Below are 12,619 nucleotides of genomic sequence, written 5' to 3' on the forward strand. Positions count from 1 at the left end.
AAATTGATTAAAACTCACTTAAGATAGGTTATTTATGACAACAGCGACTCAAGCACTTCACGATTTTGATATGCGCCAACGTTTTTATTTTGAGAAAAGCCCTGTACGCGGTGACGTGGTACGCATCAATGACAGCCTGCAGACGATATTGCAGCAAAAAGATTACCCAGTTGCCCTGCAAAAACTACTTGGGGAAATGTTGGTTGCGGCAAGCTTGCTGATTGGTACATTAAAAATCGAAGGTCGTCTATCCATTCAATTACAAAATTCAGGTGCAGCCGCGGATACTGAACAGGACAGCTTAACTTGGGCGATGGCAGAGTGCGACCACCAAGGTCACATTCGAGGTCTTGCAGAGTGGACAGGCTCGTGGCAATCCGCACAAACGGCAAATGATGCCTTTGCCAAACTTGGTAAAGTGGGTGAAGGGGTGTTATTTATTAATATCCAACCTGATGCCACGTATGGCACGCAAGCAGAAGGGTATCAAGGCATTGTTGAACGTGTGGCAGATAACTTGGCGGATTGTTTGGCACATTACCAACAGCAATCTGTGCAGATTCCTACCCTAATCAACTTGGCTTGTGATGGTGAGCAAGCGGGCGGTATCGTGCTGCAGTTGCTACCACGTACCACAGAAGAAGAGTATGAGACGGTGGATAATGACTTGTTCCCCCGCTTAAAAATTTTAACCAAAACGCTAAAAGCTGAAGAATTAACCACCTTGCCAGCCGATGAGATTTTATATCGATTGTATCATGAAGAAGACGTGGTGACGGCTGAGCCTATGCCGTTGACCTTTGCTTGTACCTGCTCACAGCAGAAAAGTGAATCGGCAATTTTTCAGTTGGGCAAACCAGCTGCATTAGAAATTGCTAATGAGCATGGGGGTGAATTGGCGTTAGATTGTGGTTTCTGCGGGCATGTTTACCGTTTTGATCACAAAGATATTGAAATGATTTTTGCTTAATTTAATGGATTGCATAGCTACTTTTACATCATTTAAAATAGCGCAATATTGGTTACGCTTCTAGTTGATGTGATAGCCAAAACTAATACCAAAGTTACAAGTTAACTTTGGTATTTTTTTGCATATTTGATAAGTTATAAACATCGGGTTTGCGATAACTTAAGTTAAACTTGATAAGTTTTAGATTAAAAATTAATTAGGAAAATAATATAATAGAAAATAAGGATATCGTTATGTCAGTGGCAAAAAATATTGAAATTAGTAGCAGCTCAACGGTAAGTTTTGAAGATGCGATCAAAAAAGGCATTACACAAGTCAACAAAACGGTTAATAACGTGGAAGGTGCTTGGATTAAAGAGCAAAAAGTACGCATTAGTGATGGTAATATCACTAGCTATAACGTGATGATGATTGTTAGCTTTGTAATTGAAGATGACAGCACTGATTTAAAATAAAGATTTTATTTATCCATAAAAAACCCTAGCATAGGCTAGGGTTTTTTGTTGGTTGCCATTATTCTTCCACCCACTGTCCTTTTCGATAAACCAAGGCAAATTTAGTGGCTTTGCCGTCTTTTTCTGAGCCGATATATTGCTCTGCATTTTTACGACTCCAACGCAAAATTGTTGGATTGCCCTCATTGTCGGTATCTGGCGCGGTAAATAAATACTGGAATTTATCTTCCAACTGATCTTGTATCGCGCGTAACTCTGACAGTTTTGGTGGGCGCGTCTCGCGCACTTTAGGAAATTTTGACGCTGCCAAGAATAACCCTGCTGCCCCTTCACGCAAAATATAATGGTCATCAAATTTTTGTGATTTGAGTTCTGGCATAGGGATTGCGGTCATGCGTGGCGGCGCTGCATCGCCATTTTTGAGCACTTTACGGGTGTTATTGCACTGCTGACAGGCAAAATAGGCACCAAAACGCCCAGTTTTAAGCACCATTTGCCCATCGCATTTATCACAAGGTATGGTAGGCACATCGTCATTGCCTGCGGTTTCAAAGACGCCTTTTTCTAATAGATAGCCATCACAGTCAGGATTGTTACCACAGACATGGAGTTTTAACCCGCCATCGACGATATACCCATCCATCGCGGTATGGCATTTCGGGCAGCGTTTTTTCTCAAGTAGCGCTTGTATCTCGTCGTTGTTGTCCGCGTCGTCCTCACCGAGATTTTGGCTCTCTTTACTGGTTTGGCTATGAAAGGCTTCCACAGGCATCAAATTTTTGGTGCCTTTACAACGCTCTTTGGGGGGTAAATTATAGCCGGTACAACCCAAAAACACCCCTGTTGAACCGGTACGGATCTGCATTGGGCGCTGACATAAGTCACAATGAATATCTGGAACATCGGTTGGGTCATTGGGCTTCATGCCGTCTTCGTCTTTGGCACGCTCTAATTTGCCTTTAAAATCGCCATAAAAATCATCCAGCACTTTTTTCCAGTTTTGCTGGCCTTCAGCGACTTCATCTAGGTTTTCTTCCAGCCCTGCGGTAAAAGTATAGTCCATCAAATGCGGAAAGCTGTTGACCAATCTGTCAGTGACGATATCACCCATTTTTTCGGCGAATAAACGTTTGTTTTCTACCTTGACATACCCACGTTCTTGAATGGTTGAGATGATAGCGGCATACGTGGATGGACGACCAATCCCACGTTTTTCCAGTTCTTTGACTAGGCTTGCTTCAGTATAGCGCGCCGGTGGCTTGGTAAAATGTTGGGTAGGCTCGATACTATCGACCACCAGTTTTTCCCCGATTTTTACATCAGGTAATAGATTGTCTTCATTTTTGGCAGGGGGCTGTACTTTGGTGTACCCATCAAAGGTCATCACCCGACCTTTGGCTCTAAGCTCAATCTCGCCAGCATTGACAATCAACGTCATGGATTGGTACTGCGCAGGTGGCATCTGACACGCCACAAACTGGCGCCAAATCAGCTCATATAAACGCTGGGCATCGCGCTCCATGTCTTTTAGCGAGGCAGATTGCACCAAAACATCTGACGGGCGAATCGCTTCGTGCGCTTCTTGGGCGTTTTGCTTGTTGCCATACACATTGGGCGATGTTGGGACATATTTTGCGCCGTATTGCTTGTCAATAAAACCGCGCACACTGGTAAGTGCATCCGCTGACAAAAAAGTACTGTCGGTTCGCATATAAGTGATATGACCTGCTTCATACAGGCGCTGAGCCAGCATCATGGTTTTTTTGACCGGAAAACCAAGGCGGGTACTTGCGGCCTGCTGCAGTGTCGAGGTGATAAAGGGTGCAGACGGTTTTGATTGGGTGGGTTTTTCTTCCCGATCCGCCACGATAAAATCTGACTGTTCAAGCAGCGCAACAACGGCATTGGTCTGTTCTTCGTTTTTTAGTTCAAGGGGTTTGCCCGCTTTTTTTACCGCTTCTAGGCGAATGGTCTCTTGTTTGGCTTGCTGGCTGTGGGTATTGCTGTGGATTTCCCAATATTCCACTGGAGTAAAAGCACGAATTTCACGTTCACGCTCCACCACTAAACGCGTGGCGACAGATTGTACTCGCCCTGCCGACAGTCCGCGCGCTACTTTTTGCCATAGCAATGGCGATACCATGAAACCTACGACACGGTCTAAAAATCGTCTGGCTTGCTGCGCGTTGACACGGTCATAGTTTAGCTTGGTGGGGCTTTTAAAGGCATTTTGAATTGCGTTTTTGGTGATTTCGTTAAATACCACGCGGCTGTATTTGTCATCACTGCCACCGATAACTTCTTTGAGATGCCAGGCAATCGCTTCCCCTTCTCTATCCAAGTCGGTTGCAAGATAAATTTCTTTGGCGTCTTTGGCAAGGGATTTTAATTCTTTAATGACTTTAACTTTGCTGGGTAGAATTTCATAATGCGCCACCCAGTCGTGCTCGGGGTCAATGCCCATGCGCCGTACCAAGGCTTGCTGCGCTTTTTGCTCTTTGGTGAGCTTGGTATCCGATTTATCATCGGTTTTTGTTGCACCAGAACCCGACACAGGTAAATCACGCACGTGCCCCACGCTAGAGCGGACGATAAAATCATTTCCCAGATACTTATTGATGGTTTTGGCTTTGGCAGGGGATTCGACAATCACCAAGGCCTTGCCTTGCCCCGACGTTTTAGGCGCTGTTTTCGATGCTTTTGATCTGGTTGTTGATTTGGGCGCGGCGGCTTTGGTTGCGGCTTTTTGGGCGGCTTTCGTGTCTGCTTTTGTATCAGCCGTATCCGTGGTTTTGGTTGATTTTCTCGCTGTCGGTGTTTTACTCATGTTGGGTTCACAAAATCATTAAAAAGGGTAAGTTAAAATACGAAAAGTTAGTTATTCTGCACCAATTTGGCATAATCATGCAATTTACTTTTTAACATGATTAGGTCTTTTTCGGTGGTTTCAAGTTCTGATTTCATGCCCAGTTGGCTATTTTCTTGCCAATAAATACACACAAAATTGGCTTTACAGCTTAAACCTTTAACAGTTGTTGCGATGGATGCCGGTAAATCCACCTCCCGATTATCGAGCGCAAAATTAGCGGGATAATGCCCGGTAAAGGGTCGCCATTTGCCCTCAATCACTTGATAATCACAGGGGCGCATCTTCGCGTCCTCAATCACCACGCCGTATTGCGCCATCATGCCTTTACCGCGTTCGCCTGTATCGCCGATAATCCAATTGGGGCATGCGACCAGTTTTGGCTGCACGCCCACGCGTCTGGCTGCCATACGCAGATTATCACGCATGGTCTCGCGAGCAGATGGTTTTAACCCCATGATACTACCGACAATAAACACCCCGATGGCGATGGCTATCCATATTCCCATTGATTATATCACTCGTACCAGCTGCTATTTTTGGATTTTTTAGATGAGGTTTTTGCTTCAGTTTTGGTGTCAGCTTTGTTTTCGGCTTTGGCGTCAGCTTTATCAGTCGGCTGCAGCTCGGAAGCTAGCATATCCATAATTGGCTGCCACTGGGCTTGAATGTCTCGATACGGTTTTTGGCTTTTATCAAAAATCGTCAAGCCGCGCTCTGCCAAGGCTTGATAAATACTACGCTCAGATAGCCAAGCCAGGGGCTGCTGCCCAATATCAGTAAAATACGCCATCAGTTTTTCGGTCGGCTCATTGTCCTGCATCAATTGACTACGCACGCGATTGGCAACCAGATAAATATCGACTTTGCCTTTGCGGATACGTTTGATGTCTTCTAGGCTTTTTAAAAAGCGTTTGGTACTGTCAATATCAAAAAAAGCAGGTAAAACAGGAATTAAAATCGCCTTGCATTCGGCAATCAGCTGCTCGGCTTTAGTGCCTGATAACGCACCTGGGGCATCAATAATCAGCCAGTCGTTTTTACCCAAGGTTTTTGGGATATCACCTATATCATTGCTATCGCGCCAGTCAATACCGATAACGGCAGGTACGTCCGCTGGGCGCATTTTTAGCCACTGTAGGCTTGATTTTTGGGGGTCTGCATCTGCCAATGCCACTGTTTTGCCTTGGTTTGCCAATGCCGCCGCTAGACTTACCGCAATCGAGGTTTTACCACATCCCCCTTTTTGATTGGCGATTAAAATTTTTTGCATGACCCTCACCCTGTTGATAAAAAATTAATGCAATATCACCACATTAACTCAAAAATTTGACCCTGTTAATTTGACGCTATTCATTTGGTTGTATTAAGTAGCCTAACAAAATTTTAACCATTGATAAATGCTTTTATATAAATAATCTGCTAAATTAAAAAATATCAATTCATTAACGGTTTAATCGGTTTAGCCAGTTTTTGACTGACTAATGGCGACCGTAAACCTCAAAGGTGCCACCATGACGATGCTTTCATTCATAGAAACCTATCACCCAGCAACCACCTCAAAAAAAATACTTGGACTGTTTGCTGTCACTGCCTCGATGACAGGTTGTGCTACCTTGGGTGGCGGATTAACACCCACTCAGTGCCAACAAAGCAATTGGCAAACCGTTGGTTATCAAGATGGTTTACTGGGTCGCAGTCAAGATTATATTCAAAAGCATATCAAGCAATGCGCTAAAGCCAATGCTGTACCCAACCAGCAACAGTGGCGACAAGGTCGTGAAGCAGGGTTAAAACGTTATTGCACACCGCTACGTGCTTACCAGTTGGGACGTGAGGGCTATGACTACAATGATGTATGCCCACAATCGATGACGCTTGATTTGTTAAAAGCGCATGACGAAGGTTATCTCAACTACCAACGTGAGCAAAGGCTAAATCAACTGTGGTACAACACCGACCCATTTTGGGGCTCACCCTTCTATAGTAATCGTTTTGGTGGTTGGGGCGGTTTAGATAGAAGGTCACGTCCGTATTATCCGCGGAGTGTACCTAACAACCGCTATCCAAAATACACTGATACCCATCAGCCTACATCAAACCAACCTGTAGCGCCTCGCCCTGTTATGCCAAGCCCTGTTACCCCTAGCAATGATGCAACCATTGGGTCAAAAAAATAATTGCAGCTAAGATAAAAAACAACATGACGAACTAACTTATCGTAAAATTTTGTTTTGAAATCTCATTGAACAATATAACCCGCTACGTGATGACAACAATTTATAGGTTAAAACTAAAAAAGAAGCTTGGATTTATTTAACCGAGCTTCCTTATTAAACCAGCAGCTTATCGAATCAACCGCTTATCACCTTAATAGCTTAATCCATTACAGCAACCAAAATAGCCGTGTGCTTGACCTGCTTGGTTATCAAATCAAAGGATTGATTGTCGGTATTTTTTGGCTCTCAGCGTTTTGGCGGGCTTTGGATTTTTGAGGCGCTTTGTTTTTCTGAGATTTGGTGGGGTCAAAGGTTTGCACAGCGGGTGCGGTTGGCACGCCTTTTTGCTGAAGTTGCTCATCAATCTGCCCCGCTTGGATGTTTTCCCCTTCAAATACACGGATATGCTCATCACGCTTTAACTGCAAATTTTCAAAGTCAAACAACTCACGGTCAGCGAGCTGTGACGGTGCGACATTTTGCATCGCGCCGAATATCGAATCCAAGCGATTCGGGTATTGTTGATCCCATGTACGCAGCATGTCATTAATCATCGCCCGTTGTAGGTTTTCTTGACTGCCGCACAGGTTACAAGGAATAATCGGAAACTGCTTATAATTGGCATATTTGATAATGTCTTTTTCTTCCACATACGCAAGCGGACGAATCAAAATATTTTGCCCATCATCCGATAACAGTTTTGGTGGCATCGCTTTGAGACTACCGCCGTGAAATAAATTTAAGAAAAACGTCGCCATGATATCATCACGGTGATGACCCAGTGCCACTTTGGTTGCACCGATTTGTTTGGCAAATCCATATAACGAACCACGGCGCAGACGTGAACACGCAGAACAGTAAGTTTTACCTTCTGGTACGATTTGCTTGACCACGCTATAGGTATCTTTTTCTAAAATATAATACGGAATGCCATGCTTGGTCAGATAATTGGGCAAAATATCTTCAGGGTAATCAGGTTGTTTTTGGTCAAGATTGACGGCAATCACATCAAACTGAATCGGTGCTATTTTCTTTAAGAACAATAAAATATCCAGTAAGGTAAAACTGTCTTTACCGCCTGAAATACACACCATGACCACATCACCGTCTTCAATCATGTTGTAGTCACGAATCGCCCAAGAGACCAGCTTACGTAATTTTTTTTGTAGCTTACGAAAACGCGCGGATTTGATGTCATCGCGTTGACTGTCCCCTTTGGCATCGCCCAATGTTTGCTGCGCGTCATTTTTTAAAGCATCATTGTTTGACGCATCATCATCCCAATCATTATCATCAAGCCCATCTATGTCACTATCTGAGTCTACGTCACTCTCTAATAGTTGGGCTGATAATTGGGGATTTAATTCAACGGCAGACATGGTTGCCGCTGGGTTTACAGAATTGTTTGATTGCATAAAATACCTAACTGATGATAAACCAATAAATAAAAATATGAGGACGCTTCAGCTATCAACGACGCGTAATTGATTGGGATAATTGCAAATAAAAAAGCATTTAGCGTAAGGCGGACTAAAATACCACCCACAATAAATGCTTGATTGAGCGTATCTATAGCCGCCTATCGGATAGGAAATGCTTATCAGATAGGCGGCTATTATACGGCAAAATTACGCGCTTGTAGTCAGTTGAATGACAGCTTGCTGTTTTAGAACATATTTTTTATCCGCGTCATCCAACTGGTATTTTCTTTTTTTACTTGCTCCTCGATTTGTTTTTGTTGCTGCTCAAGCTTGATATCCATCAGATTTTTTTCTTTAAATAGACTATATTGAGCATCGCCTTTATAAAACTCAGTTTCACGGTAACTGTCATATGTATGTTGGAATAGCACATTGAGCACAGCGGCGAGCGGCAAAGCAATCAGCATACCTGCAATGCCTGCCAGTGCCGCTCCTGCAAGTACCGCAAACATCACCCACAGGGGAGATAAACCAATTTTATCACCCAACAATAACGGCTGCAGAATATAACCTTCCACCGCCTGCCCCACCATAAAGGCACCGACAATTAACACTAAATGTACCCAGTCCACGCCAAATTGAAACAGCCCTGCAATAATCGCCGCAATAAAGCCCAGGGTAAAGCCAAGATACGGCACAAAACTTGCGATGCCCGCCATCATACCGATGATAAGACCGACTTTAAGTCCAATGAGTTGCAGTTGTACCGCATACACCATACCGAGCAACACCATCACCAGTAACTGACCTTTGATAAATGACATCAACGCTTCATCACTTTCTTTGGCGATGCGATAGACCGATGGAATATAACGGTTGGGAATCATATGCCGCATTTTTACCAAGCGCTCATCCCAATTATATAAAAAATAAAACATCAAAATCGGCACCAGCACCACAATGCCCGCCACGTTGATTACATTCATGCCTGATAACATTAAATTAGTAAAAAATGAGCGCGCATCGGTGATATTGTAGTTTTCTTTGAGATAATCCACCAAGCCTTTGGACATATCACGTACTTGCATGGCAGGCAAGCGTATGGGGGTATGAGAACGCACCCAGCTTCGAAACGTATTGTTATAATAGTCAATCGCTGTCGGTACATACTTCCATGCCGATTGTAACTGCTCCCACACCAGTGGAATGAGCCACCAAAGTATCAATCCAATCATCAGCCCAGTGGACAAATATACCAGCAAAATCGCCACCCAGCGGCGAATGTGCGCCTTGTCCTGTAATTTTTGCACGAGCGGATTAATCGCATACGATAAAATAAATGCTACCAAAAATGGCAAAATCACCGATTGCAATTGATAAATGATATAGCCTATTGCAACCAAAAACAGCGATATAAATACCCGTTTGAAAAACACATCTTTCGTAAATCGATAAGGGAATGGGTTGTACATAGGTTCCTCAAAAAAGCCAAATACGCCAAAAATAAAAGGGTAATGTCAAATAAAAGACGGTCACTGCCATCGTTGTATTTTCGACTAATTTTAGGTAATTTGACAAAAATAGATAGCGCAAACTGCACAACTCATACAAATATTCAAAGCTATGTTATAAAGCCCTATCACATTTGTGGGGCTAGAAGGCGTTATGAACGATGAAAAGCCTAATGCTAGCCAGCTAGAAAGCGATGGATTATTTTTCTTTTTGATGGGAATTTGGGTATAATGCGCGTATTACTTTTCCCAATGATTCTGGCGATAGGAAGACCATGACTACACAACCCACTTCGTTAAGTTATAAAGATGCTGGCGTCGATATCGATGCTGGCGAAGCGTTAGTTCAGCGCATTAAATCAGTTGCCAAAGCAACTAGCCGCTCTGAAGTAGTCGGTGGTTTGGGTGGATTTGGTGCCTTGTGCCGTATTCCACAAGGCTATAAATCCCCTTTATTGGTCTCAGGGACTGATGGTGTCGGTACCAAACTTAAACTGGCTTTACAACTGCAGCAACACGACACCATTGGTCAAGACTTGGTCGCGATGTGTGTCAATGACCTGCTAGTCTGTGGCGCCGAGCCGTTATTTTTCTTGGATTATTATGCCACAGGAAAACTAGACGTCGATACCGCAGCAACAGTTATCACCGGTATTGGTGACGGCTGTAAATTGGCAAATTGTGCGCTCATCGGTGGCGAGACGGCTGAAATGCCGGGTATGTATCAAGATGACGACTATGACTTGGCAGGTTTTTGTGTCGGCGTCGTCGAAGAGTCGGAAGTTATCACGGGTAAAAACGTTGCCAACAGTGATGTGTTAATCGGTATCGCCTCTAGCGGCGTGCATTCAAATGGTTACTCACTGGTGCGTAAAGTCATTGAAGTCAGCGGTGCCGATGTTGCCATTGAACAATTAGACGGCAAAGCATTAAAAGACGTATTGATGGCACCGACAAAAATCTATGTCAAAGCCATTGGACAACTGCAAAAAACCTTGGGCAACGCAAGCTTGCATGCGATGGCACATATCACCGGTGGCGGCTTGACGGAGAACCTACCACGCGTATTGCCCGACCATTTGGCGGCGCAAATTGATGTGAGTTCTTGGACATTCCCGCCTGTGTTCCAATGGCTTCAGCAAAAAGGTCATATCGAGCAGATGGAAATGTACCGCACCTTCAACTGCGGCGTGGGTTTTGTCGTCGTGGTACCGGCAGATAAAGCAGACAAAGCCATTGACTTACTCAATGAACAAGGCGAAACCGCATGGAAATTGGGTGAAATCGTTGAAAGACAGGGCGATGCAGTAACCTATCGCTAATGTTATCAGCGACTCAATCGGTTACTTTACTATATTAGGCTATTTTACCATTAAGCTAATTTATCCTTGAGCTAGTTTACCCTTGCGTTGATTTAAAAGGTGCGTTTTTACGCACCTTAGTTTTTCTAACCTATTGCTTTGCTATCCTTATGAAGTTAAACATGACAAACCCTACCCCGTTAAAAATTGCCGTCCTCGTCTCTGGCAGTGGCAGTAATCTGCAAGTATTAATTGATAAGCAGCTACAGCAACTATTGAACATTCAAATCGTTGGCGTGATTAGTAATAAAGCCGATGCCTACGCGCTTGAGCGCATCCGCCTTACCAATGAGCAGCAGCAAGCCAATATTGCAACCGCGGTGATTGAGCGTGACGATAATGGCAAAAAGTATACCCGTGTCGGTTTTGAACAACAGGCACTGCAAGAATTACGCGCGTGGCAACCTGATTTGGTGGTGTTGGCAGGATTTATGCGGATTTTAACGCCGCTGTTTATTGATGGGGTGACTAGCAGCACGGGATTAAATGTACCCATGATAAATCTGCACCCGTCACTGCTACCCAATTATAAAGGCTTAGATACCCATACCCGCGTGCTACAATCTGGCGAGCGCTATCATGGTTGCAGCGTGCATCTGGTAACGAGCGAACTCGATGCAGGGGAAGTCATCGCCCAAGCGGTGACCTGCGTCAACGCGGCTGAGAATGCTAGCCAATTACAGCAGCGCGTTCATGCGATGGAGCACCAACTGCTGCCTATGGTGGTGGGGTTATTTGCTGAGCGGATTGTTTCACTGAAAAATAACCAACTCACCAACCGCCTTGGACTCAATTTGCCTATCAAGTTATGGTTATAGTCAAATTATGGCTATTATCAAAAAAAACGCCTACAATCAAATTTAGGCGTTTTTTATGTTTATCACATTTTATCCTCGAAGTGCCGATACACTCAATATCACGATTAGCAAAAATACATAGCGTCCTACCCACACGTTATCTAAAAATGCGTTAAAGCAAAGCTTGCGATCATAGGTGAGACATTGTTTATTTTGTCGGTAAAACATGACAACGATAGGTAGCAGCGCCAATACTGAAAGCGCGCCAAAATAATGCCAAAACACGCCCGCCAAACTGAGCAAAAATACCCCTTGAAGTAGGCTAATTATCAACACATCGTGTTTACCAAATAAAATCGCGGTGGATTTGACCCCAATTTTTAAATCATCCTCACGATCTGCCATCGCATATTGGGTATCATACGCCACCGTCCAGCACATATAGCCGAAAAACAGCAGCCAACACCAAATATCAACTTCGGTCTGCCCCGTTAATACTTGCGATACCGCAACATACGCCATCGGAATCGCCCAGCCGAAAGCTGCCGCCAAGAATACTTGCGGTAAATGGGTAAAGCGTTTCATAAACGGATAGATAAACGCCAACGCCACCGCACCAAATGACCAAATAAAAACCTGCACGGGCAAAAACACTAATAGCGCTGCACTCACCCAAGATAAAATTAAAAACGTCCAAACCGCTTCTTTACCCGTCAAGCGACCATCCGCCAGCGGCCTACCTTTGGTTCGCGACACATGCCCATCGACTTTTCTATCAGCAAAGTCATTGATGGCACAGCCTGCCGCTCGCATCAACACCGCACCCGTCGCAAAGATTGCCACCACATGCCAAGGTGGGAGTTGCTCAAACCCTTTTGCCGCCAAAAAAACCGCCCATAAAGTCGACCAAAACACCAGCTCAATGCCCACAGGCTTATCAAAGCGGGTCAGGTGAATATAGGCTTGTAGCTTATCTTTAAAAGACAGAGTGTGCGTAGTCATAGAGTTGTTAATTAAAC

Annotated in this window: 11 protein-coding genes; 5 read left to right on the top strand and 6 right to left on the bottom strand. The window is 44.2% G+C overall.

The annotated features are described in order from the left end of the window. Window positions 1-34 precede the first annotated feature (34 nt). Together hslO and RTL34_RS06450 are read left to right on the top strand one after the other, a co-directional pair. A complete protein-coding gene (gene hslO, locus RTL34_RS06445; protein WP_138018583.1) occupies window positions 35-970 on the top strand; it encodes an Hsp33 family molecular chaperone HslO in 936 nt (311 codons plus the stop codon). Between the two features lie 233 nt (window positions 971-1,203). Further along, window positions 1,204-1,425: a dodecin family protein gene (locus RTL34_RS06450; RefSeq protein ID WP_065253328.1), complete on the top strand. Its 222-nt coding sequence runs from the start codon at window positions 1,204-1,206 to the stop codon at window positions 1,423-1,425. A 58-nt stretch (window positions 1,426-1,483) separates the two neighbouring features. Here RTL34_RS06450 and topA read toward each other — a convergent pair whose 3' ends face one another. Genes topA through RTL34_RS06465 form a run of 3 tightly spaced genes read right to left on the bottom strand, consistent with a single transcriptional unit; the run spans window position 1,484 to window position 5,564 of the window. After that, window positions 1,484-4,252, bottom strand: a complete 2,769-nt coding sequence (gene topA, locus RTL34_RS06455; RefSeq protein ID WP_312115566.1) for a type I DNA topoisomerase — start codon at window positions 4,250-4,252, stop codon at window positions 1,484-1,486. A gap of 47 nt (window positions 4,253-4,299) precedes the next feature. Beyond that, a complete protein-coding gene (locus RTL34_RS06460; RefSeq protein ID WP_050324710.1) occupies window positions 4,300-4,800 on the bottom strand; it encodes a hypothetical protein in 501 nt (166 codons plus the stop codon). Window positions 4,801-4,808: 8 nt separating this feature from the next. Further along, window positions 4,809-5,564: a nucleotide-binding protein gene (locus tag RTL34_RS06465; RefSeq protein ID WP_309574761.1), complete on the bottom strand. Its 756-nt coding sequence runs from the start codon at window positions 5,562-5,564 to the stop codon at window positions 4,809-4,811. 241 nt (window positions 5,565-5,805) lie between these two features. Between RTL34_RS06465 and RTL34_RS06470 the strand changes: the two genes are divergently transcribed. Further along, window positions 5,806-6,471 carry a DUF2799 domain-containing protein gene (locus RTL34_RS06470; RefSeq protein ID WP_312115570.1) on the top strand — a complete coding sequence of 222 codons (666 nt, stop codon included), beginning with the start codon at window positions 5,806-5,808 and terminating at the stop codon, window positions 6,469-6,471. Between the two features lie 248 nt (window positions 6,472-6,719). Here RTL34_RS06470 and ttcA read toward each other — a convergent pair whose 3' ends face one another. After that, the gene (ttcA, locus tag RTL34_RS06475; RefSeq protein ID WP_312115572.1) at window positions 6,720-7,925 is read right to left on the bottom strand and encodes a tRNA 2-thiocytidine(32) synthetase TtcA; all 1,206 of its coding nucleotides are present in this window, start codon (window positions 7,923-7,925) and stop codon (window positions 6,720-6,722) included. A 251-nt stretch (window positions 7,926-8,176) separates the two neighbouring features. Beyond that, window positions 8,177-9,403, bottom strand: coding sequence for an AI-2E family transporter (locus tag RTL34_RS06480; RefSeq protein WP_312115574.1), 1,227 nt, complete (start codon window positions 9,401-9,403; stop codon window positions 8,177-8,179). 314 nt (window positions 9,404-9,717) lie between these two features. On the opposite strand from RTL34_RS06480, the gene purM reads away from it, so the two are divergent. Both purM and purN read left to right on the top strand, forming a co-directional pair. Then, on the top strand, window positions 9,718-10,764 hold the full coding sequence (gene purM, locus RTL34_RS06485; RefSeq protein ID WP_312115576.1) for a phosphoribosylformylglycinamidine cyclo-ligase: 1,047 nt from the start codon (window positions 9,718-9,720) through the stop codon (window positions 10,762-10,764). Window positions 10,765-10,925: 161 nt separating this feature from the next. Next, window positions 10,926-11,621, top strand: a complete 696-nt coding sequence (purN, locus tag RTL34_RS06490) for a phosphoribosylglycinamide formyltransferase (protein ID WP_312115578.1) — start codon at window positions 10,926-10,928, stop codon at window positions 11,619-11,621. 69 nt (window positions 11,622-11,690) lie between these two features. Here the strand turns inward: purN and ubiA are convergent, their stop codons facing one another. Continuing rightward, complete coding sequence (gene ubiA / locus RTL34_RS06495; RefSeq protein WP_312115580.1) at window positions 11,691-12,602, bottom strand: 4-hydroxybenzoate octaprenyltransferase; 912 nt, start codon at window positions 12,600-12,602, stop codon at window positions 11,691-11,693. Window positions 12,603-12,619: the final 17 nt, after the last annotated feature.

The organism is Moraxella sp. CTOTU47915 (genome assembly GCF_031986685.1).
Lineage (GTDB): Bacteria > Pseudomonadota > Gammaproteobacteria > Pseudomonadales > Moraxellaceae > Faucicola > Faucicola tetraodonis.

Excerpts from the sequence above, each read along its gene's own strand:
- hslO (WP_138018583.1), top strand. The coding sequence starts at position 35 with ATGACAACAGCGACTCAAGCACTTCACGATTTTGATATGCGCCAACGT.
- RTL34_RS06450 (WP_065253328.1), top strand. The coding sequence starts at position 1,204 with ATGTCAGTGGCAAAAAATATTGAAATTAGTAGCAGCTCAACGGTAAGT.
- topA (WP_312115566.1), bottom strand. The coding sequence starts at position 4,252 with ATGAGTAAAACACCGACAGCGAGAAAATCAACCAAAACCACGGATACG.
- RTL34_RS06460 (WP_050324710.1), bottom strand. The coding sequence starts at position 4,800 with ATGGGAATATGGATAGCCATCGCCATCGGGGTGTTTATTGTCGGTAGT.
- RTL34_RS06465 (WP_309574761.1), bottom strand. The coding sequence starts at position 5,564 with ATGCAAAAAATTTTAATCGCCAATCAAAAAGGGGGATGTGGTAAAACC.
- RTL34_RS06470 (WP_312115570.1), top strand. The coding sequence starts at position 5,806 with ATGACGATGCTTTCATTCATAGAAACCTATCACCCAGCAACCACCTCA.
- ttcA (WP_312115572.1), bottom strand. The coding sequence starts at position 7,925 with ATGCAATCAAACAATTCTGTAAACCCAGCGGCAACCATGTCTGCCGTT.
- RTL34_RS06480 (WP_312115574.1), bottom strand. The coding sequence starts at position 9,403 with ATGTACAACCCATTCCCTTATCGATTTACGAAAGATGTGTTTTTCAAA.
- purM (WP_312115576.1), top strand. The coding sequence starts at position 9,718 with ATGACTACACAACCCACTTCGTTAAGTTATAAAGATGCTGGCGTCGAT.
- purN (WP_312115578.1), top strand. The coding sequence starts at position 10,926 with ATGACAAACCCTACCCCGTTAAAAATTGCCGTCCTCGTCTCTGGCAGT.
- ubiA (WP_312115580.1), bottom strand. The coding sequence starts at position 12,602 with ATGACTACGCACACTCTGTCTTTTAAAGATAAGCTACAAGCCTATATT.